Here is a 21,090-nt window from a genome sequence, read left to right on the forward strand (position 1 = left end):
TATGAAAATAGATAAACTAATTGAAAATTTAGTTGGCCTTGGTATTCCAGGTTTAATTCTACTTGTAGCAATATCAACAAGTGGTTTTGCAGGTGCAGCTGCAATTACTGTAGCTTTATCAACAATAGGTCTTGGATTTGGAATGATTGCTGGTATTGGTGTTTTAGGTTTTAGTCTTATAATTTCAAGAGCAATTTCTAAATATGGTTTTGAAAAGATATATACGGGTACAATAAAAGGACTTTTAGATAAAGGGGAATCAAAAGAAACTATTCTATTAAAGATTAAAAAATATCCAATTTCTAAAGAATTAAAATTGAAGTTGGAAGAATTACTTAAAGATTCTGAATAACAATTCCCCCACAACCCAAAACCCAGTTTTTTCGTACCTCAAAATCCTCTGTCTTTTGTGTTGTTCCGCTTACCATACAAGTTTATCGTTTTTTTGTCTTTAAGGTAATAGCATATTACAGCTTTGCTTTTCATAAAATCAAACCAAACTGCAATAAGCTATTCTGTTATTATTTTATCATAAAACCCTAAACTCTCCCAAGCTATGTTACATAATACAAGTTATAGTAGCAAAATGCCTTTCAATGGTTTGCTAAAGCAGTTTTTATTTATTTCGTAGCTATAACTGGTATTATGTAAAATATCCGCTTTGCCCACGCTCACATTAGAACTTCAAAGAAAATGACGTTATCTCATTCAACTGCACAAAATCATCGTTAAGTCCAAGTATTCCTTACCTCAAATCTTTGTTTGCTTCATTTCGTTAACTTACATTTTAGAACAACTTTAAAAGGAATACTATGATAACAAAGACAATTCAAATTCAAGAAATTACAGTAGATGAATTAGCAGATAAAGTAGCTGATAAACTATTAAATAAGATAAAACACTATTTAGATGTATTGCACACTAATGAAAGTGATGTATATCTAACAAGACAAGAAACAGCAGATTTTTTGAAGATTAATATCACTACACTTTGGCATTGGACAAACAAGGGTAAAATAAAAAGCTATGGTATTGGCAATAGAAGATATTATAACAAACAAGAAATAATTGCCTTATTAAAGAAGAATGAGTTGAGGTAATAAAATAAAAAAGAAAGCAAATATAAGTAGCTTCCTTCAGCCAACGCTCAATGCTATAAAGGTCAAGCCCTATGGGTTTTGAATAAAACTTTTTTAAGCAGAATTATTAAAAGGTTTCAAGATTTTAGAGAAAAAAACTTTTACCCAAAAACCTTGACAGCATCTTCCACGCTACCTTTAACATTGGCTGTCTTTTTTCTTTTCTTCAAAAAATTATGGCAAAAGAAAAAGCCCTATAATTTAAAATCATAGGACTCATTTCGGTTTCAAAGGTCAGAATGAAACTATGCTACATCAATGATGTTTAACACGTTAAACGCACCATTTTTAAGTGGGTATTGAACGCCATTAATCTCTTGAAAAAACTCAACTAACAACACGTAAATATCGTTTCCTGTACCTGCTGGCACACCTGCAGGAGTTAACGTTTGAGTTGCAGAAGTTGAATCAATCGGAATATTTACTGTTGGACTGTACTCAATCGCATTATCTGTAGTAGCGAAATCAATATTCAAGAATGCAGACGACAAACTTACGTGAGTTGCTCCTCCAGGATATGCAATATCATTTAACGGAACAAGGTCAGGAATTGTAACTTCACCAGTAGCTGGAGCAAGTGTAAACGGAGCAAACAAAACAGCACTTAAAATAGCTCTATTATTAAAATCGAAGCCTTTTAAAGTAGCTTGTCCTTCTGGAGTAGATAATCCTATAGCCACATTTCTTTGCCCTCTTACAGAGGTTGTATCAAAGTTTTTAATTTGTGTCATTTTTTGAGTAACACGACTTGAAACTCGATTGTCTTTTGCTCTAATCATTAAGTTTCTTACAGTAGTTCTTAATAATTTACCAGATGAAGCAGAACTACCAAATTCTGAACCATTTTCACGAGTACGTTCAAACGCTGGATCGTTTTGAATACGCTCTTTAGAAACACCTCCTTTGGTCTTTACTAAATAGCCTTCTTTTGCTTTGTAAAAAGTTAGATTGTCTAACGTTCCTTCTAACTTAATAATACCTTTTAACTTTGCCATAACTATTACATTTTTTGTTGATGAATACCAAATATACGTGCTATAACTCACCATTGTTTAAAGGCACTTCCGTAGTGTTTACAACTTGCCAAAACTTCCGAAATAGATAGTTTTTTCAATGTGAATATTGTCGTATATTGTATATAAGAGCTTTATAGCAACGGTATAGATAAAGTATAGTTAGAGTATTAATTTTAAATTTAAAGTAAATGAGTAGAATCTGTATTTACCCTAAAGACGTGCAAGTGGTAACAGGAAAGAGTGAGCGTTATGGAAGGTCAATTATCAAGAAGATAAAAGACAACCTAAACAAAGAAGCTCATCAGTTAGTTACTATCGACGAATTTTGCGACTTTATGGGCTTTGAAATCAGTAAAGTACAAGGATTAATCAAGTAAATTCCTTATCTTTACTACAAGGTTTTAAAGGTGACCTATTAGGTGACCTCATAATGGTACAGGACTGAAACAGTAATAAATAAAGGCATTAAGAGATAGGTTCACTTACCTCTTTCTCCGCTGAGAGAATTACAATTCTCCCCAAAAGCCCGTAAACATTATGTTTATGGGCTTATTTGTTTTCTTCAAACATCATTTTAAATTAAGAAATATTCAATAAAAAGGAACCTATTCGGTTACCTATTTTGTTTTTTTTATAGGTAACCGAATTTCATAGTATTTAGTATAAAAAACTGTTATTTAGGTGTTTATGTTTTATTTACTCCCTAAAATTTTGTATATTTAGTATGTAAAAAAATAGGTAACCGATGTTTAAGACTTTTTCAATTCTTTTTTTTCTGCAGAGAAATAAAGTGACCAAAGATGGTAAAGCTCCTATTTACATGCGTATAACTGTAAATGGAAAACGTAGTCAAATTAGTATTAAAAGAAAAGTAGCCGTTGAAAAATGGAATAGTGAAGCCGGAAAAGTAGTAGGGAAATCTATAGAGGTAAGGGAGTTAAATCGTTATTTAAACTCTTTAGAAAATAAGATATTTAAAATTCAGCAAAAATTATTAGATGATAATCGCCCTATAAGTGCATTGTTAATAAAGAATATTTTTACAGGTAAAATAGAAAACCATAAAATGTTACTTAAAATATTTCAAGATCACAACAATCAAGTTGAAAGGTTAGTTGGAAAAGATTTTGCTCCAGGAACATTAGAAAGGTATAAGACAGAAAAAAAACATTTAGAATCTTACATTAAATTAGAATATAAAATAGAAGATATATCTGTAAAAGAGATTGATCATAAATTTATAAATGGTTTAGAATATTATTTAAAAACGGAAAGAAATTGTAGTCATAATACAGCAATCAAGTATATAACTAATTTTAAGTAGATAATAAGAATTGCTTATGCAAATGATTGGATAAGTAAAGACCCTTTTTATAATTGGAAGGCAAGGCTTAAAACAGTTGATAGAGAGTTTTTAACTAAAGAGGAGATACAGAAATTGATGGAAAAAGAAATTTCTATAAAGCGTTTAGATCAAGTTAAGGATATATTTATATTTAGTTCTTTCACTGGTTTGGCATATGCTGATGTTAAAAAAATATCAAAAAACGATATTGTTATTGGTTTGGATGGAGATAGATGGATAAAAACCAAAAGAACAAAAACTAATACTAGAAGCAATATTCCATTACTAAACACTGCAAAAGTTATTTTAGAAAAATATAAAGAACATCCAGATTTAGTACAAAGTCAGCTTTTATTACCTGTTTTAAGTAATCAAAAAATGAATGCTTATTTAAAAGAAATTGCTGATTTGTGTGGTATTAATAAAAATCTAACTTTTCACTTAGCTCGCCATACTTTTGCTACAACTGTGACTCTTACAAATGGTGTACCTATAGAATCAGTTAGTAAAATGTTAGGGCATAAACCATTAAAAACTACCCAACATTATGCCAGGATTTTGGATAGAAAAGTTAGTGAAGATATGCAAGAACTTAAAAATAAATTTAAAATTGCAAATTCTTAAAAAATTATTTACAATACTGTGAGTTATTTTAAATATTATTTTTTTCCTTTGAAAATTATCATAAAACTAAATATATTGAATTCGCATCAAATTATAAAAATTAAAATTGTAACCTTTTTAAGTCTACTTTTATTTATTTCTTGTTCTATGGAAAATGAGAAAACAAAATACAAAATTGGTTTTTCTCAGTGTATAAGTGTTGATGATTGGCGGAAATCTATGGATCATGAAATGAAAGTAGAAGCTTCATTATATTCTGAGATTGATCTAACAATTTTTCAAGCAGATGGTAATATTGAGTCTCAAAAGTTACAGATTGAATCAATGATAAAAAATGATTTCGATCTTATTATAATTTCTCCTCTGAGACCAGAACCGTTAGTTCAAATAATTGAAAAAGCTTATGATAAAGGGATTCCAGTTATTATTGTAGATCGAAAGATTAATTCTCAAAAATTCACGGCATATATTGGAGCAAATAATATTGAGGTTGGTCAAAATGCTGCCTATTATATTGCTTCACAAAATGAAAAAGAGATCAATGTTTTAGAAATAAAAGGAGGCGATAATTCTTCACCTGTTATAGAAAGACATTTTGGGTTTTATCAAATAGCTAAAAATGAGCCAAAAATAACTATTCCTTATAGTATTAAAGATGTAGACATTAACCTAAGAATACCTCAAATACTAGATTCTTTAAATGTGAAATCAATTAATTATGTCTTCGCATTTAATGATGAAATTGCTTACAACGCTTGGAAGATTGCAAAATCTAAGGGAGTTGAAACAACTATCAAATTTGTTGGTATAGATGGTTTAAATGGTGATGATAATGGTATTCAATTAGTCCAAAAAGGTATATTATCTGCATCTATATTATATCCTACAGGTGGAGACGAAGCAATCAAATTAGCATTAAAAATTTTGAATGGAGAGAGCGTGGCTAAAATAAATTTTTTAACTACTACTGTAATTGACTCTAGAAATGCTGATATAATGAAAAATCAGTTTGATAAAATTAATCAGCATCAAAATGATATAGTAAACCAACAAATAAAGATTAAAAAACAAGAAGAAACTTATACTACTCAAAGTAATGCTTTGAAATTACTTTTATTTCTATTGATTCTACTAATCTTACTAACAGCTTTTAGTATTTATTCTGGTTATAATTTAAAGAAAAAGAAAAGAGAATTAGAAATTCAAAACAATAAAATTACAACTCAACGAAATCAAATAAAAAAAATTAATGAAGCAAAAACCAATTTTTTTACAGGTCTTTCTCATGAGTTTAAAACACCAATTACACTAATTCTATCTTCAATAGATTCTCTTTCTGAAAATAAAAAGATTAGGGATCATAAACTTTTAAAAGAAGTTGGTTTGATTTTTAATAATTCAAAACGTTTATTACGTTTAATTAATCAGTTAATAGATTTTAGAAAAGTTGAAGATAAAAAATTTATTTTAAGAGCATCAAAAACAAATTTATTTCAGTTTTCGAATACAATTTTTAAAGATTTTGAAAGAGAAGCTCAAAAAAGAAATATTAACTTTTTATTAAATACAAATAATGAATATTTAGATATCTATTTAGATAGAAACCTAATGGATAAAGTATATTTTAATTTACTTTCAAATTCTTTTAAGTTTACACCTAATAGCGGTACCATAAAAATTGAAATTAAAGATATAAAAGAAAGTAATTTTGTTAAAATTTATTTTAAAGATTCTGGTATTGGAATACCAAATGATGAAATAAATAATGTTTTTAAAGCTTTTTATAAAGGATCAAATAATAATAAATCTAGTTCAGGTATAGGTTTGCATTTGTCAAAAGAATTTATAGAGTTACATAAAGGAGAAATTGAAGTAAGTTCAAGTAACGGAACAGAATTTATCATTACTTTATATAAAGATAATGTACACTTGAGTATAGATGAAATTGTTTATGAACCAGCTATCATAGATAATCCATTATTAAATTTTAATTTAGATTATGAAGATGATGCTTTTACTGTGCAAAATGATTTAATTGAAGAAAATAGAGATTCAATATTACTTATTGAAGATAATGAAGATTTGGTTAAATATTTAAGTAGTAAGCTAAAATTAGAATATAACGTAAGTATAAATAATGGTAATAATGTTTTAGAAAAAGCATTTGAAGTAATGCCAGATATTATAATCTGCGATGTTAATTTACCAGAGAAAAATGGATTTGAAATTTGTGATATATTAAAAAAAGATATTAGAACATCGCACATCCCAGTTATTATTTTAACTGCTTATGATAGTAAAGAATCTTATATTCAAGGTTTAGAATCTGGAGCAGACTTATTCTTAACGAAACCGTTTAGTTTTGCTATTCTATACAGATCAATTAAAAACCTTTTATATAACCGCGAGAAACTTCGTAAACATTATATTAAAAATATTTATAAATCTGAACCAATTAAGAAAATAGGTTTATTTGAACAAGATTTTATCGAGGTAATGAATAAACATATTTATGAAAATATAGATGATTCAAGTTTTACAGTAGAACAATTAGCAGCTAAATTAAACATATCTAGAGTTCAATTATATAGAAAAATTAAATCAATTCTAAACATAAGTGTTAGTGATTACATTTTAAATATTAGATTAGAAAAAGCAAAAACTTTACTTCAAGATTCAAGGCTTACTATTTCAGAAGTTTCATATTCCGTTGGATTTTCTTCTCCTAGTTATTTTTCTTCAACTTTTAAAAATAAGTTTGGTAAAACCCCAAAATCATATAGAAAAAATTAATAGCATTTGGTTTGTAAAGTGTTTAATTGTTTTTTATAACACAACTATATTAATCGTAAATGTATCTAAATTAACATTTTTTTTTATTTAATCACTAGATTCTTAGTGAATAAAATTGGTTTAAATAATTGAATTACAGTATTTTAAATTTTTTATTTGTTTTTTTTATTGAATGTAACATTCCTTATCATTTAGGATAGGTTGGTTTTATAGTTTTATAAAAACTTTAATACCAATAATTATAATGAATAATAAAATATTAGTTTGGTCAATTACGGCAGCTTTAGCAGGTTTCTTATTTGGTTTTGATACTGTAGTTATTTCAGGTGCAGATAAAAAGCTACAATTATTATGGAACTCTTCTGATGCATTTCATGGTAGTGTTGTAATGGCAATGGCTCTTTGGGGCACTGTTATTGGGGCTATTTTTGGAGGTGTTCCCACTAATAAATTAGGAAGAAAAAATACATTAATAATAATAGGAATACTTTATACGGTGTCAGCTATAGGTTCTGGTTTAGCAAATGATCCATATACATTTGCATTTTTTAGGTTTTTAGGTGGTTTAGGAGTTGGTGCATCTACAATTGCAGCACCAGCTTATATTTCTGAGATTGCACCTGCTAAACATAGAGGGCGTTTAGTTGCCTTATATCAATTTAATATCGTTTTAGGAATTTTAATAGCTTTTTTATCTAATTATTTATTAAGTGATATTGGTGAAAATGCATGGAGATGGATGGTTGGTGTTGAAGCATTTCCAGCAATTATATATTCACTTTTTGTACTTATTGTTCCTAAGAGTCCAAGATGGTTATTATCTAAGTTTAGAAATAAGGAAGCTAAAGATGTCTTATCAATAATTAACCCAGATATAGATCCAGAAATATTATTATTAGAAATGAATTCTAATAATCATAATGATGATTTAAAAGAAACAATTTTTTTAAAGAAATATAGAATTCCATTAACCTTAGCTTTTTTGATAGCTATGTTTAATCAATTATCAGGAATAAATGCCTTTCTATATTATGCACCAAGAATTTTTGAAGAAGCTGGTTTAGGAGAAAGCACAGCATTATTAAGTAGTATAGGGATAGGGGTTACAAATCTAATTTTCACATTATTAGGTGTGTTTTTAATCGATAAATTAGGTCGAAAAACACTCATGTATTTTGGGTCAATAGGGTATATTATTTCTTTAAGTTTAGTAGCCTGTGCATTCTTTTTTGGATGGTCAGGTATGGCAGTGCCAATATTCCTATTCTTATTTATCGCTTCGCATGCAATAGGTCAAGGAGCTGTAATTTGGGTATTCATTTCAGAAATATTTCCAAATCATTTAAGAGCTTCAGGTCAATCTTTTGGGAGCGCAACACATTGGTTTTTAGCAGCACTAATACCAGCCTTAATTCCTATGTTGTTTTCTACAATAGGTGCAGGGGTAGTTTTTCTGTTTTTTGCAATAATGATGGTACTACAATTGTTGTTTGTGGTATTTATGATGCCAGAAACAAAAGGATTAACCCTAGAAGAGTTAACAGAAAAAATACTAAAAAAATAAGTAAATAATTATGAGAAAATTTGAATTAGTTTTGATTATGGTCTTGTTAGTTCTTGGTTGCAATAAAGCAACCAAGACTGATAAGTTATCTCAAAATTCATACGTTAAAGAAAAAGTAGAAAAATATAGACCTAAATTCCATTTTACTCCAGAAGCTAACTGGATGAATGACCCAAATGGATTAGTGTATTCAAAAGGTTTTTATCATTTATTTTATCAATACTATCCAGATGGAACCGTTTGGGGGCCTATGCACTGGGGACATGCAAAAAGTAAAGACTTATTAAAATGGGAGCATATGCCAATAGCACTATTTCCTGATGAATTAGGGTATATTTTTTCTGGTAGTGCAGTTATAGATAAAGATAATACCGCTGGTTTTGGCAAAGGTGCAATGATAGCAATTTTTACTTATCATGATCCTGTAAAAGAAAAAGAGGGGAGAATAGATTATGAAACTCAAGGAATTGCATATAGTTTAGATGAAGGGGTGACATGGGTGAAATACGCTAATAATCCTGTGATAAATAATCCCGGAATAAGAGATTTTAGAGATCCAAAAGTTATTTGGAATGAAGATAAAAAAATGTGGCAGTTAATATTAGTAGCTAAAGATCATGTTCAAATTTATGATTCTAAAAACCTTAAACAATGGGTGAAAATAAGTGAGTTCAGGTTCGTAGACAATCCGCCTCTTGGTGTTTGGGAATGTCCAGATTTATTCAAGCTAAAAATAAATGGCATGGATCAAGAAAAATGGGTGCTTATAGTTAGTCATGGAGGTGAAAGTGCACCAAATGGTGGCTCAGGTACAAGATATTTCGTTGGCGATTATGACGGTACAACCTTTACAACAGATCAAAAAGAAAGTCAATGGATTGACTATGGTACCGATAATTACGCTGGTGTAACGTACAATAATACACCAGATCAGAAAAGAATTTTTATTGGATGGATGTCTAATTGGAATTATGCAAATGAAACTCCAACAAAAAAATGGAGAAGTGCAATGACGTTACCAAGAGAATTGAAATTGATTCATAAAAATGGAAAATATCTTGTTAAAAGTGAAATTATTGAAAATTTTGAAACAATTACTACAGAAGTTTTAAAAGAAGAAATTATTGGTGATTTTCCTAATAATTTTAAATATCAAAATTTACAGCAAAGCAAAATTTCTTTTAAAGCAAAAAGTTATAATAAACTAGTAGTTACATTATCCAATTCAAATGAGGATAAGTATTTTATTTCTTATGACAAAAAAACTGGCATTTTTTCTATTGATAGGTCGCAATCTGGAAACGTGAATTTTAATAATAATTTTAAAAATTCATCTTTTCAAACAATAAATATAGGCAGAGAAGATGAACTTGATTTAGATATAATTTTAGACGCTTCATCTATAGAAATTTTTATAAACCAAGGTCAATATGTTATGACTACTCAAATATTTCCTACGAGTAACATTACTACTTTTAAAATTAATCAAAACGATAATTCTATAATTCAAAATGCAACAATTAACCAATTTAAACAATTAAACAATTAAACTAAATTAATGATTATGAGATACAAATTCATTACTTATCTTTTTCTTCTTAGCTCCTTATATTATGTTGCAGCTCAAGAGATTAATGTAAAGGGGAAAGTAACATCAAAAGAAGATGCTATGCCCTTGCCTGGAGCATCTGTATTGGTAAAAAATTCAGAGAACGGAGTCATAACAGATTTCGATGGTAATTTCATTATAAATAAAGTACCTATTAATTCAATTTTAGTAGTAAGTTACTTAGGTTATAAGACGGTAAGCATCCCTGTAAATGGTCAAAAAACAATCAACATTAATTTAGAAATTGAGAAAAATGAACTCAATGAAATAATAGTTGTAGGTTATTCTAGTCAAAAGAAGGCAGACATCACTGGAGCAGTTGCAGTTGTAGAGATGGAAGATCTGAATAAACAAGTAGAGCCAAATCCAATAAAAGCTTTACAAGGTCGGATTCCTGGTGTTCAAATTAGTACAGATGGTTCACCCAGTGGTGGTAATACAGGAATATTAATTCGTGGTGTTGGTACACTAAATAATACTGCTCCTCTTTTTGTTATTGATGGAGTGCCTACAAAATCTGGTATGCATGAATTAAACCCTAATGATATAGCTTCAATTCAGGTTTTAAAAGACGCTTCTTCTGCGAGTATTTATGGGTCACGTGCATCTAATGGTGTTATTATTATAACAACAAAACAAGGTAAGAGTGGGAAGATGAGGATTGAATTTAGTTCGTTCCTAACGGCATCTAGTTATGCTAATAGATTAGATGTTCTAAACGCTAAAGAATATGGAGAAGTTCTTTGGCAAGCCAATATAAATGATGGCCTGAATCCTAATAATAACAATTTGAGTTATAAATTTGATTGGAGCTTTGACTCAAACAATAATGCAGTCTTAGATTATATTACAGTTCCAGAGTTTTTAGATGATGAACAAACTTTAAAGTCAGCTGATACAGATTGGTATGATGAAATATCGCAAACAGGAATTGCTAATTCTTATAATTTAAATATTTCTAATGGAACTGAAAAAGGAAATTATTTATTCTCATTAGGGTATTTAGATAATGAGGGTATTGTAAAAAATTCAAATTTTGAACGTATTTCTGCCCGTTTAAATACCAGCTATAAGCTTTTTAACAATAAACTTAAAATTGGGGAGAATTTATCTATAAATAAAACAGCAGAACTTCAAATCCCTGGAGTACTAGATTTAGCATTAAAAGCATCTCCTATTATTCCAGTAAGAACTGTAGATGGCCAAGGATGGGGTGGTCCAGTTGGAGGTATGAATGATAGACAAAATCCTGTCCGTTTGTTAGATGCTAACAAGTATAATGGTTATGAGTATCATAGGTTGTTTGGTAACGTTTATGCTAATTTAGAAATAGCAAAAAATTTGAATTTTAAAACTAACTATGGTTTGGATTATAGTAATTTCTATAAAAGATCATTACAGTTTAGTTATCAGTCAGGTTATTTAAAAAATGACCAAAATGCAGTGAATATTGATAACTTTAGAAGTACAAAGTTTACATGGACAAATACGTTAAACTATAAGCTGAATTTAAAAAAGCATAACCTAGAGGTCTTTATTGGTTCAGAGATATTTAAAGATAAATTTGAAAACTCTTTTTTAAGGGCAGAAGATTTTACAAATGAAAACCCAGACTTTATGTTTCCAGATGCAGCAACTGGTCAAAGAACTAATTCTGGATCAGAATCTGCTTATACATTAGTGTCGTATTTCGGAAAATTAAGTTATGATTTTGATGGTAGGTATTTATTCTCTGCCACAATAAGGCATGATGGTTCATCAAGATTTGGGAAGAGCAATCAATTTGGAACATTTCCAGCGTTTTCTGCAGGTTGGAGAATTAGCAACGAAAAATTTATAGAAGATGATTTCTCTAAGATATCAGATTTGAAATTTAGGGTAGGATGGGGTCAGACAGGAAATCAAGAAATAGATAATAGCGCAATTTATTCGTTATATGTAGCTGATTATGCAGGAGGAGACCCAACATGGAATACATCTTACGGAACAGCTTATGATTTATTTGGCCAAGGCTCAGGTTTGTTGCCATCAGGGTTTAGATCTATTCAAATCGGTAACGACAACTTAAAATGGGAAACTACCACACAAACAAATTTAGGTCTTGATTTTGGCTTTTTTAACCAAAAACTCTATGGTTCAGTAGATTATTATAAAAAAATAACTGAAGATATTTTGGTTTTACCACCTTATTTAGCTGCAATAGGTGAAGGAGGAAATAGATGGGTAAATGGTGCTAGCATGGAAAATGAAGGTATTGAGTTTTCACTAGGGTATAGAAATGAAACTTCAGAGGATTTTTCTTATGAAATCAATGCAAATATTTCGTCAAATAGAAACAAAATAACTAAGCTTCCTGAAGAGGTGAAAAATAATTATGGTGGTAATGGTAGTGATGATAATATTTTAGGAAGACCATTAAATTCAATGTATGGCTATGTAGCTGATGGATTGTTTACAACAAATGAACAATTATTGAATTCCGCAGAACAACAAGGAAAGGGTTTAGGACGAATTAGATATAGAGATTTAGATGGTAATGGTATTATCAACGACGATGATAGGACTTGGATAGGCATACCTTATCCTGATTTTGCCTATGGTTTAAATATAAATCTAGAATATAAAGATTTTGATTTTACCATGTTTTGGCAAGGTATAGGAAAAGTAGCTATAGTAAATCAACTAAAATATCAAACAGATTTTTGGAGTGTAGATGATATAGGGTCAAACAAAGGTTCTAGGCTTTTAAATGCATGGTCACCAAGCAATCCAAATTCTACTATTCCCGCATTAACAACTATTGATAAAAATGCTGAATCCCGTTTTTCAACTTATTTTATTGAAAATGGTAGTTATATTAAATTACGAAATATTCAACTCGGATATTCTTTGCCAGAATCTATTTTAGAAAAATACACTATAAACAAGTTTAGAATTTACCTAGGAGTTCAAAATCTATTAACTATAACATCATCTAACTTTACAGGTGTTGATCCTGAAAATGCTGGGTTTGGATACCCTTTACCTTTAACATCAACTCTTGGTTTTAATATAACATTTTAAAAAATAAAAACACTTATCATGAAGAATTTAAAATATTTATTTGGATGCATTCTGTTGGTTATTGCTACTGGATGTTCAGACTTTTTAGAAGAAAGTCCCAGATCAGTTTTATCTGAAGAAGATCTTATAACTCCAGAAAACGTCGATGGTTTTGCAACAGCTGCTTATGCAGCATTAGGTAACGATCATTATGATACACCATTTAGTTTATGGCCTTATGGCAATGTTAGATCTGATGATGCCTACAAAGGAGGTAGTGGTCCTAATGATATTCAAGTATTTCACTTTTTTGAAATATCCGAAAATATAAGAACAGACTTTGGAGAATTAGATAAATTTTGGTTCAATAGTTACATAGCTATTTCTAGAATTAATCGTGCTATAAGAAATTTGAATAAAATGACCGACTCCGATTTCCCATTGAAAGAGACTAGGATTGCCGAAATGAAATTCTTAAGAGGGCATTTTTATTTTATGCTTAAAATAATGTTCAAGTATGTGCCATATATAACAGAGGATATACCAGTTGAAGATTATGGTACAATATCCAATAGAGATCTTACAAATGATGAATTATGGGAGGCCATTGCTAATGATTTTGAAACGGCAATAGAAAGTTTACCAGTGTCTCAACAAGAGATAGGTAGAGCAAGTAAAACAGCAGCTTATGCTTATCTGGCGAAAGTAAGACTTTATCAAGCCTATGAACAAGACGACAATAATCAAGTAACAAGCATTAATCAAGCTAAATTACTAAAGGTAATTGAGGCAACTGATAATGTTCTAGGTTTAGGTTTTCTAGAAACAGATTTTGCAAGCAATTTTTTACCAGGAAGTTTTGAAAATGGTCCAGAATCTATTTTTGCCATTCAATATACAGATAGTGACAATACATTACATGGAAGGTTAAATTTTTCCGATGTATTATCAACTCCTCAAGGTCTTGGTTGTTGCGATTTTCATAAACCAAGTCAAAATCTTGTAAATGCATATAAAACAGATACTAATGGCCTTCCATTATTTAACACATATAATAACGCAAATGTTGATTATAATAATTTAAATGCTGTTAAGGTTGACCCACGTTTGTATCATACAGTGGCAATACCAAATTTACCTTATAAATACGATAATGATTATATATATGCAGAAAGTTGGGTTAGATCACCGAATCCATATGGTTACTATGCTTCATTAAAAGAAAATGTGTCACCAAATTGTGGTAGCTGTTTTGTAAATATTGATCCGTTTTACGGTAATTCAAAAAATAGAATTCAAATTAGATATGCAGATGTTTTACTTATGCGAGCAGAAGCATTAATTGAATTGGGTCAGTTTAACGATGCTTTGCCATTAATTAATCAAATACGAAATAGAGCATCCCAAAGCACAAACTTAATTGGGTATGCAAATAACTTAAATATAAGTCCATATGTAGATGGTGTTAATTGTACTTGGACACAAGATTTCGCTAGACAAGCATTAAGATGGGAACGTAGATTAGAGTTTGCAATGGAAGGAAGTCGTTTTTTCGATTTGGTTCGTTGGGGTATTGCCGCAGAAACACTAAACAAATATTATTTAGAGGAAACGGATGAAGTTGAATATTATAGTGGTGCTAACTTTAATTCAGGTGTAGAAGAGTATTGTCCTATACCTCAAGCTCAAATTAATTTTAGTCAAGAAATTTACAAACAAAATAAAGGATATAATTAATCTATTAAATAATAATATTATGAAACATACATTAAACATAATAAAGATAACAATACTAAGTTTCTTGCTTATTATAAGTTATTCATGTTCTCAAGATCGTGATATAGAAGCTGCAGCAGAAACTATTGTCCCTTCAGTAGACGATTTAAATATTGTATTAGAAGGTGATATTGCAAAATTAACATGGAGTAATCCGTCTTATACTGGAAATGTTACAACAATTTTAAAACACAATAATGGATTAGAATTACTTGATTTTTCAACATCAAGTTATGAATTTGAAATTGGTGAAGTTAATGTTCAATACTTTTTTACGCTAAAATTAAAAGATAATGATACTGGAAATTTCTCTTTAGGTGAAACAGTTAGTTTAACTAGAGAAGGGCCACAACCCGTTTTAAATTTTGCTGGTACACAAGAAGGAACTAATGTTATTTTAACCTGGGATATACAAGATACCGATATTACTGGAGTTAAATTAACTATTGATGGCTCTGAAGTGGTTAGTTTGCCTAGTAATGCTACTACATATACACTTGAAAATGCTGAGCTTAGAGAATATAGTTTTAAAATAAATACTATTAATTCACAAAATCAAGAATCACCATCTAGAAACTTAATTTTTAAGGTTGGAAAAACTAAAATTGGTTATTTAGGTTTAGCAGCAGATGTTAATTCAATTAGTGATGATGATGAAAAGGCATCAGCTCTATGGCTTTTTGAAAATTATCCAGATGCAGAATATATCTCATTTTCTGATATTGAGAATGGAAAAGATCTAAGCAGTTTTAGAGTACTTTGGTGGCATTACGACAAAGATGATGACAATCCAGAACTTCCAGCTGAAGCATTAACAATAAATGTAGTTACTGCAATTACTAATTTTCATGCTAATGGTGGTGGGCTTTTACTTAACACCCATGCTATTGAATATTTATGGACAATTGGAAGAATAACAGACAATATTGGGAAACTTAAAGGAGCAGGTGCAGGATTTTCTAATGGCGACACATGGTCTGTTGGCATAAATATAGGCCTTGTGCATGATGAAAGCACTCATCCGATTTATCAAGGGGTAGAAGTGATACAACCAGATGAGCGAAAAATAATTCCATTAATAGGCCCAGGATACAGAGAGGATCATAATTTTGTTTTATGGATTGGAGATTATTATGGTATTGGCAACGCTAATGAGCAGGTGTATTCGAATTTATTTAATGATGCAAAACTTAGAATTCTTGGAGTTTGGGATGGTATTAGAGATTATTGGATGATGGCTAATTTTGAAGCAATGCCTAATGATGATTTTAATGGAACTGCTATTGCTATCGGAATTGGTGCTTTTGAGTGGAATCAAAACAGCGGTGTAAATTTATATCAAGACAACATAGAGAGAATAACTAAAAATGCTTTAGAATACTTAAAAACCAAATAATATGAAATTGTTAAAAGTTAGTAGAATACTATTATTTACCTTTTTAACCCTAATATTCTCAAACTGTAATGAGGATGAAATATTATCTAATTCAACTGCTGAGTTAGTAACAATAGGTGATAAAGATTATAGACCAGATTTTCATTTTACACCACAATCAAATTGGATGAATGATCCTAATGGAATGGTATATTACGAAGGGGAGTATCATTTGTTTTATCAGCATAATCCAGATGCAAGTGTATGGGGTCCTATGCACTGGGGACATGCAATCAGTAAAGATTTGGTAAACTGGCAAGAAATGCCGATTGCTTTATATCCTGATGATTTAGGAAACATTTTTTCAGGTAGTATTGTTGTTGATTCTAATAACACATCTGGGTTTAAGACGGGTAGCGAAAGCCCTCTTGTTGCGATATTTACACATCAAAACCCTGTCAATAACAATCAAACACAAAGTTTAGCATTTAGCAACGACAAAGGCAGAAGTTGGACGAAGTATGAAGACAACCCTGTTTTGGTAAATAATAATATAGTAGACTTTAGAGATCCCAAAGTTTCTTGGCACGAAGAAACGCAAAAATGGATTATGGTTATTGCTGCTGGAGATGAAATCATGTTTTATTCATCTCCTAACTTAATAAATTGGGACTATGAGCATAGTTTCGGGAAAGATGTAGGGGCTCATGGAGGTGTATGGGAATGCCCAGATTTGTTTAAAATTAAAGATGAAAACGGTCAAGAAACTTGGGCATTATTGGTAAGTATTAACCCTGGTGGTCCAAATGGAGGTTCAGGAACACAGTATTTCTTGGGAGATTTTGATGGTGAAACATTTACATCTTCACAAGAAAGTACCCTATGGTTAGATTATGGTACAGATAATTATGCTGGTGTAACATGGAGTAATGAGCCTAGTAATAGAAATCTATTTATGGGATGGATGAGTAATTGGAGTTATGCCCAAAATGTACCAACCTATAGTTACAGAAGTGCTATGACATTTGCAAGAACTTTACATTGGCAAAACACTAATAACAACAGTATCATTGTTAGTAAATTACCAACAGAGTTAATTTACGTAATTGGTGGTAATATGGTTGACAACAACAATGCTACAAGCAAATTCGAATTGTTGAATGATGAAACGTTGGGAGAAGGTAAATTCTATCTAGAAACTACTCTAGATTTTAGTGCTATTAATGAAGCTAAAATAGAATGGGGTAATAAAAGCTCAAGTGTTGTTATAAATTATAACAAAGTTACAGGTGAGCTATTATTGGATAGGTCAGAATCTGGTTATAAATTTAATAATTTGAATGGAAATGTTTTAAAATGTCCTTATGTTTTACCTGATTCAAATCAACTAAAAATAAGTATGTTAGTCGATAAATCTTCAATGGAAATTTTTCTAAATGATGGAGAGCGTGTTTTAACAGCTTTAGTATTTCCACTAGCACCTTTTAAAAATTTAGAGATTTCTGGTAATAATGAAATAGAATTTATTAAAAAATTAAAAATTAATCAATTATAAAAATAATTTGTTTTAGTTAATTAAGTTCCAAAAAAAGTGTAAAACCTTTTTTTGGAACTTTTTATAATAATTTGTATATGAGTAGAATAGTTTGTTTTGGTGAAGTCTTGTGGGATGTTTTTCCAACCCATAAAAAAATAGGAGGTGCCCCTTTAAATGTAGCTAGTAGGTTAAGTTCGTTTAACAATAGTGTTGCAATGGTAAGTGCAATAGGGCAAGACGAATATGGCCAAAAATTAATAGAGTTTTTAAATAAGAATAAAGTCAATACAGATAATATTCAAATTAAAAAAGAATTTCAAACGGGTAAAGTAAATGTAATGCTCAATGAAAAAGGTTCTGCGTCTTATGATATAAAATACCCAAGAGCTTGGGATAAGATTCGATTTACAGAGGGCGCTAGAAATGTAGTTATAAATTCTGATGCTTTTGTGTTTGGTAGTCTTGTAGCAAGAGATGAAACTTCTCGTAATACATTATATCAATTAATTGAATTTGCAAAATATAAAATCTTCGATTTAAATTTAAGAGAACCCTATTATACCATAGAAGTCTTAAGTTATTTAATGGAAAAAGCAGATTTTATAAAATTTAATGATGACGAATTATATGAAGTTTGTAAAAAACTAGGCTCAAAATACAACTCATTAGAACAAAATCTAAGGTTTATTTCAGAAAAAACAAATACACAATATGTCTGTGTTACCAAAGGTCCTCATGGTGCAGTTTTATTCTACAATGATAAATTATTTTACAATAGCGGTTTTCAAATAAATGTAATAGACACTGTAGGTGCTGGTGATTCTTTTTTAGCTTCTTTAATCAGCCAACTTCTTAATAAAGTTCATCCGCAAAAAGCCATTGATTTTGCTTGTGCAGTGGGTGCCTTAGTAGCGCAAAGTGAAGGAGCTAACCCCAATATAGCAAAAAAGGAAATAAATGAGTTTTTAAATCCTTACATCAAATCAGTAAAAAAATAGAAAACAACTCTATTTAAGAGTATAATGATAAATTGTACTGAAAAAATATGAAGAAAAAGTTAAAGAATTAGAAAATAAATTAGAAATATTAGAATCCGAAATTGAAGATATTTTAAAAATTGCAGAAAGAGGTATTAAAATAACCAAGAAAACTTTAATTGAGATTAGAAATACTGTAGTTAGAAAAGAATTCAAAAGTAAATTAAACGAAATACAATTTTTTAAAATATACAAGCCTCAGGTATATAGTAAAGTAATCTATTATGTAACTTTATTTAATATAGAAAGTAAGAGACCTAGAAGTAGTAATAAGTCAATAGTTAAATACCTTAATAATCATATAGATAAATTACAAATTTATTTCAATGAAAACTTAGAATTTTACCAATATTATAGAAGAGGTGCTACATTTTTAGACGAACAATATTTTTTAAGAGGGAGAGCAAATATGCGTTTGTATCCAGATACGTTTCATTTTTACCAGACGAACAGTTTTCTACAAGTAAGGACAGTACAGTAGCTAAAATATTAGCGTTTGATATGTTAATAATCCATCTCAAGAAAGAAGTTGATAAACTAGAAGATAATGGTATGGAAACAAACGGAAACACCTTTAAAAAACAATCACAATTATTTTGGACAGGAAATAAAACAGAATTAGTAGAGCTTATTTATGCTCTTTACAGTGCTGGTAAAATAAATAGTGGTACTGCAGATATTAAAGAATTGGCAATGACTTTTGAAGAGATGTTCAATATAAATTTAGGAGATTTTTACAGAACGTTCCTAGAAATACGCTCAAGAAAAATAAATCAAACAAAATTCATTGATAAGCTTAAAGAATCCCTAATAACCAAAATGCTAGAATCTGATGAATAAATACCCAACTTAGTTTTTTTTGAGTGCAAATTATATTCATATAATTTGCACTTTTTTATTACTTCTTTTTTTAAAACGAAGAACAAATTAATATAATTTAAAGTATTGTTAATGAGTAGTAAAAATACCCATCTTGGGTAAAGGTTGTGATTGTTATATGAATATTAAGTTCATATTTGTCATAGAAATAATTAATAACATATAAAGAAGTAGGGTGTAATACTAAAATATTTATCCTATTCTTTCTTAAAAAAAAACTATAACAGCTACAATTATTACAACAGAAGATCTACAAGAATTTAAAGTGGAATTGCTAGAAAATATCAAAGCAATGATCAATCATCAATCAGGCTTTGCTCCAAAAAAATGGTTAAAATCTCCGGAAGTCAGAGATTTATTAAGCATCACACCAGGCAGATTGCAAAACTTAAGAATCAATGGCACATTACCCTATTCTAAAGTTGCTGGAGTAATCTATTACGATTATGAAGAAATTCAAAAAGTATTAGGTAGTCCAACCGTATTCACAAAAAGTTTTGATATTTAGAAGGTTTGTTAAGTTACCTCAACTTTAATCAATATTAACATTGACTTATTTTATTTTTTGTAAAATATCAATTTTTATGAAGCGATAGAATCCAAAGCATGTCCCGAACCTATTTCGGGGAGCTTGCGGTATGGATTCGTTAGTGAAGTAAAAAGTAGAATCTAAGAAAAATAAAAGTAAGTCTTAATTTTTTGTTTCGTTTTGTATTAAGGCAAAATGAAAATAATAGAATTATGCAAAACATTAATTTCATAAAACACCTAACAGGTTTCTTTGATAAAGTCATCAACGATCATACCTTAAATCCAACACATATCAGCTTATACATTGCTTTGTTTCAATTCTGGAACTGCAACCGATTAAGAAACCCGATAAGTATTTCTAGAGACGAAGTAATGCGCATAAGTAAAAACATAGTCTCCCTCTGCAGTTTCTGTAATTTTACCTGCAAGTGTGTCTTTATAATATACATTACCTTGTCTCATCGTCTATGTTTTTTCTTTCTACAGGTGCTAATTCATGACCAAACATCGCTAAAACCAAATTCACTTTTTCTAAGTTCAAATTGGTTTTACCTTGTTCTATTTTACGCACTACTGTTAAAGCAACTCCTGCACGTTCTGCAAACTCTTCTTGGGTAAGATGTACTTCTTTTCTGCGTTTTTTTACAAATTCTGATAACAACTCCATTATATGCTTTTACCCGTTGTGCATTTTAAATAATGCTAATTTTAATATTATTAATATTCCTATCGAATATAAATTTATAGATGTACTGAACCGTTGTTAACGCTGTAATTTTTGATAATATTCTAGTTTTAAACCCTTGAAAAGTCTTTGCATAAT

At 29.7% G+C, this 21,090-nt stretch carries 19 protein-coding genes and 1 pseudogene; 16 read left to right on the forward strand and 4 right to left on the reverse strand.

Annotated elements, in window-relative coordinates; translation table 11 throughout:
* Position 1: 1 nt before the first annotated feature.
* The gene (locus Q0662_RS07970) at positions 2 to 352 is read left to right on the forward strand and encodes a hypothetical protein (RefSeq protein WP_298948566.1); all 351 of its coding nucleotides are present in this window, start codon (positions 2 to 4) and stop codon (positions 350 to 352) included.
* Between the two features lie 460 nt (positions 353 to 812).
* On the forward strand, positions 813 to 1,100 hold the full coding sequence (locus Q0662_RS07975) for a helix-turn-helix domain-containing protein (protein ID WP_298948569.1): 288 nt from the start codon (positions 813 to 815) through the stop codon (positions 1,098 to 1,100).
* Between the two features lie 284 nt (positions 1,101 to 1,384).
* On the opposite strand, the gene Q0662_RS07980 is transcribed toward Q0662_RS07975, so the two are convergent.
* Positions 1,385 to 2,134, reverse strand: coding sequence for a hypothetical protein (locus Q0662_RS07980; RefSeq protein WP_298948572.1), 750 nt, complete (start codon positions 2,132 to 2,134; stop codon positions 1,385 to 1,387).
* 209 nt (positions 2,135 to 2,343) lie between these two features.
* Between Q0662_RS07980 and Q0662_RS07985 the strand changes: the two genes are divergently transcribed.
* The 14 genes from Q0662_RS07985 to Q0662_RS08045 all read left to right on the forward strand — a co-directional run bounded on the left by Q0662_RS07985 (position 2,344) and on the right by Q0662_RS08045 (position 20,244).
* Positions 2,344 to 2,532, forward strand: a complete 189-nt coding sequence (locus tag Q0662_RS07985) for a hypothetical protein (protein WP_298948575.1) — start codon at positions 2,344 to 2,346, stop codon at positions 2,530 to 2,532.
* Positions 2,533 to 2,900: 368 nt separating this feature from the next.
* A complete protein-coding gene (locus Q0662_RS12035; RefSeq protein ID WP_367181294.1) occupies positions 2,901 to 3,479 on the forward strand; it encodes a phage integrase SAM-like domain and Arm DNA-binding domain-containing protein in 579 nt (192 codons plus the stop codon).
* Between the two features lie 30 nt (positions 3,480 to 3,509).
* Entirely contained in the window at positions 3,510 to 4,124 is a 615-nt protein-coding gene (locus Q0662_RS12040) for a site-specific integrase (RefSeq protein WP_367181296.1), read from the forward strand.
* Positions 4,125 to 4,199: 75 nt separating this feature from the next.
* Complete coding sequence (locus tag Q0662_RS07995; RefSeq protein ID WP_298948578.1) at positions 4,200 to 6,917, forward strand: substrate-binding domain-containing protein; 2,718 nt, start codon at positions 4,200 to 4,202, stop codon at positions 6,915 to 6,917.
* Positions 6,918 to 7,161: 244 nt separating this feature from the next.
* Complete coding sequence (locus Q0662_RS08000; protein WP_367181295.1) at positions 7,162 to 8,481, forward strand: sugar porter family MFS transporter; 1,320 nt, start codon at positions 7,162 to 7,164, stop codon at positions 8,479 to 8,481.
* Positions 8,482 to 8,491: 10 nt separating this feature from the next.
* Positions 8,492 to 10,030 carry a glycoside hydrolase family 32 protein gene (locus Q0662_RS08005; RefSeq protein WP_298948581.1) on the forward strand — a complete coding sequence of 513 codons (1,539 nt, stop codon included), beginning with the start codon at positions 8,492 to 8,494 and terminating at the stop codon, positions 10,028 to 10,030.
* 15 nt (positions 10,031 to 10,045) lie between these two features.
* The gene (locus tag Q0662_RS08010) at positions 10,046 to 13,153 is read left to right on the forward strand and encodes a TonB-dependent receptor (RefSeq protein WP_298948585.1); all 3,108 of its coding nucleotides are present in this window, start codon (positions 10,046 to 10,048) and stop codon (positions 13,151 to 13,153) included.
* Positions 13,154 to 13,171: 18 nt separating this feature from the next.
* Entirely contained in the window at positions 13,172 to 14,869 is a 1,698-nt protein-coding gene (locus tag Q0662_RS08015; protein WP_298948587.1) for a RagB/SusD family nutrient uptake outer membrane protein, read from the forward strand.
* A 19-nt stretch (positions 14,870 to 14,888) separates the two neighbouring features.
* Positions 14,889 to 16,304, forward strand: coding sequence for a DUF4960 domain-containing protein (locus tag Q0662_RS08020; RefSeq protein WP_298948589.1), 1,416 nt, complete (start codon positions 14,889 to 14,891; stop codon positions 16,302 to 16,304).
* A 1-nt stretch (position 16,305) separates the two neighbouring features.
* Complete coding sequence (locus Q0662_RS08025; RefSeq protein WP_298948591.1) at positions 16,306 to 17,838, forward strand: glycoside hydrolase family 32 protein; 1,533 nt, start codon at positions 16,306 to 16,308, stop codon at positions 17,836 to 17,838.
* A 77-nt stretch (positions 17,839 to 17,915) separates the two neighbouring features.
* On the forward strand, positions 17,916 to 18,818 hold the full coding sequence (locus tag Q0662_RS08030; RefSeq protein WP_298948593.1) for a carbohydrate kinase: 903 nt from the start codon (positions 17,916 to 17,918) through the stop codon (positions 18,816 to 18,818).
* 256 nt (positions 18,819 to 19,074) lie between these two features.
* Entirely contained in the window at positions 19,075 to 19,338 is a 264-nt protein-coding gene (locus tag Q0662_RS08035) for an RteC domain-containing protein (protein ID WP_298948605.1), read from the forward strand.
* Positions 19,242 to 19,697: an RteC domain-containing protein gene (locus Q0662_RS08040; RefSeq protein ID WP_298948607.1), complete on the forward strand. Its 456-nt coding sequence runs from the start codon at positions 19,242 to 19,244 to the stop codon at positions 19,695 to 19,697. Before Q0662_RS08035 ends, Q0662_RS08040 begins: the two co-directional genes overlap by 97 nt.
* A 259-nt stretch (positions 19,698 to 19,956) precedes the next feature.
* Positions 19,957 to 20,244, forward strand: a complete 288-nt coding sequence (locus Q0662_RS08045) for a DNA-binding protein (protein ID WP_298948609.1) — start codon at positions 19,957 to 19,959, stop codon at positions 20,242 to 20,244.
* A 359-nt stretch (positions 20,245 to 20,603) separates the two neighbouring features.
* Here Q0662_RS08045 and Q0662_RS08050 read toward each other — a convergent pair whose 3' ends face one another.
* The 3 genes and pseudogenes from Q0662_RS08050 to Q0662_RS08060 all read right to left on the reverse strand — a co-directional run.
* The gene (locus Q0662_RS08050; protein WP_298948594.1) at positions 20,604 to 20,729 is read right to left on the reverse strand and encodes a hypothetical protein; all 126 of its coding nucleotides are present in this window, start codon (positions 20,727 to 20,729) and stop codon (positions 20,604 to 20,606) included.
* Positions 20,716 to 20,934, reverse strand: coding sequence for a helix-turn-helix domain-containing protein (locus tag Q0662_RS08055; RefSeq protein ID WP_298948596.1), 219 nt, complete (start codon positions 20,932 to 20,934; stop codon positions 20,716 to 20,718). Before Q0662_RS08055 ends, Q0662_RS08050 begins: the two co-directional genes overlap by 14 nt.
* Before the next feature lie 25 nt (positions 20,935 to 20,959).
* Positions 20,960 to 21,090: pseudogene (locus Q0662_RS08060) on the reverse strand (IS982 family transposase); the annotation flags it as partial.

The organism is uncultured Polaribacter sp. (genome assembly GCF_947503855.1).
GTDB lineage: Bacteria > Bacteroidota > Bacteroidia > Flavobacteriales > Flavobacteriaceae > Polaribacter.

Bases quoted from the DNA above. Each gene is read 5' to 3' on its own strand.
- Q0662_RS07970 (WP_298948566.1), top strand. From the start codon at position 2: ATGAAAATAGATAAACTAATTGAAAATTTAGTTGGCCTTGGTATTCCA.
- Q0662_RS07975 (WP_298948569.1), top strand. From the start codon at position 813: ATGATAACAAAGACAATTCAAATTCAAGAAATTACAGTAGATGAATTA.
- Q0662_RS07980 (WP_298948572.1), bottom strand. From the start codon at position 2,134: ATGGCAAAGTTAAAAGGTATTATTAAGTTAGAAGGAACGTTAGACAAT.
- Q0662_RS07985 (WP_298948575.1), top strand. From the start codon at position 2,344: ATGAGTAGAATCTGTATTTACCCTAAAGACGTGCAAGTGGTAACAGGA.
- Q0662_RS12035 (WP_367181294.1), top strand. From the start codon at position 2,901: ATGTTTAAGACTTTTTCAATTCTTTTTTTTCTGCAGAGAAATAAAGTG.
- Q0662_RS08000 (WP_367181295.1), top strand. From the start codon at position 7,162: ATGAATAATAAAATATTAGTTTGGTCAATTACGGCAGCTTTAGCAGGT.
- Q0662_RS08005 (WP_298948581.1), top strand. From the start codon at position 8,492: ATGAGAAAATTTGAATTAGTTTTGATTATGGTCTTGTTAGTTCTTGGT.
- Q0662_RS08010 (WP_298948585.1), top strand. From the start codon at position 10,046: ATGAGATACAAATTCATTACTTATCTTTTTCTTCTTAGCTCCTTATAT.
- Q0662_RS08015 (WP_298948587.1), top strand. From the start codon at position 13,172: ATGAAGAATTTAAAATATTTATTTGGATGCATTCTGTTGGTTATTGCT.
- Q0662_RS08020 (WP_298948589.1), top strand. From the start codon at position 14,889: ATGAAACATACATTAAACATAATAAAGATAACAATACTAAGTTTCTTG.
- Q0662_RS08025 (WP_298948591.1), top strand. From the start codon at position 16,306: ATGAAATTGTTAAAAGTTAGTAGAATACTATTATTTACCTTTTTAACC.
- Q0662_RS08030 (WP_298948593.1), top strand. From the start codon at position 17,916: ATGAGTAGAATAGTTTGTTTTGGTGAAGTCTTGTGGGATGTTTTTCCA.
- Q0662_RS08050 (WP_298948594.1), bottom strand. From the start codon at position 20,729: ATGAGACAAGGTAATGTATATTATAAAGACACACTTGCAGGTAAAATT.
- Q0662_RS08055 (WP_298948596.1), bottom strand. From the start codon at position 20,934: ATGGAGTTGTTATCAGAATTTGTAAAAAAACGCAGAAAAGAAGTACAT.